The sequence below is a fragment of the Kitasatospora putterlickiae genome (genome assembly GCF_039527695.1).
Lineage (GTDB): Bacteria > Actinomycetota > Actinomycetes > Streptomycetales > Streptomycetaceae > Kitasatospora > Kitasatospora putterlickiae.
On the sequence record NZ_BAAAKJ010000363.1, the window covers coordinates 1,782 to 2,631 of the forward strand.

The 850-nt window shown below is 79.3% G+C and carries 1 protein-coding gene; it reads right to left on the reverse strand.

Annotation, left to right across the window (positions count from 1 at the left end):
- On the reverse strand, positions 1–796 hold a 796-nt coding region (locus ABD308_RS32735; protein ID WP_344343157.1), incomplete at its 3' end, for a polyketide synthase dehydratase domain-containing protein.
- Positions 797–850 lie beyond the last annotated feature (54 nt).

Below are 850 nucleotides of genomic sequence, written 5' to 3' on the forward strand. Positions count from 1 at the left end.
CCACCACGGCGGCCGCGCCGTCCCCGGCGGGGGTGTCGAGCACGGTCAGCACGGCCTGCGGCACGGCGGCCCCGCCGTCCACGGCCAGGGCGAGCCCGGCCACATCGGTGTAGCGGTCGAGCACGCCCGGGGCGGCCTGGCCGAGCGCGGCCAGCCGGACGGGCGCGGCGGAGCCGAGCGCGGCCAGCCGGACGGGCGCGGCGGAGCCGAGCGCCACCGGGGCCCAGTCGACCCGGTACAGCGAGCTCTGGCCGCGGCGCAGTTCCTCCAGGTGCGCCGGGTCGGCGTCGGCGAGGACGACGCGGCCCGCGGAGAGCACGGGCCTGCCATCCTCGCCGAAGACGTCCAGTCGCAGCGTGTCGCCGTCCGGGACGACCCGCACCAGGCCGCGCGTGGCGCCGGTGTCGAACAGGCGCACGCCGGACCAGGTGACCGGCAGCTTCGGCGCACCCTGGTCGGCGAAGGCCGACTGGCCGACGTGCAGGGCGGCCTCGAAGAGCGCCGGGTGGATCCCGAAGCCGGCGGAACCGGCCTCCTCGGGCAGTGCCAGGTCGGCGTACAGCTCGGCGCCGGAGCGCCAGGCCGCCCGCACCCCGTGCAGGCCCGGGCCGCAGTCCAGGCCGAGGCCGGCCAGGGCCGCGTACAGGCCGTCCACCGACAGCGGCTCGGCGCCGGCGGGCGGCCGGGTGCCGACCAGGACGGCAGCGGGCTCGGTGTCCTCGGGCGCGAGCCAGCCGGTGCAGTGCCGGGTCGACCCGGCGCGCTGGTCGCCGTCCGGGCGGGTGTGGACGGTCACCGGCCGACGGCCGTCCGCGTCCCCTCGTCCAACGTGTACCGGCCCACGCACGCC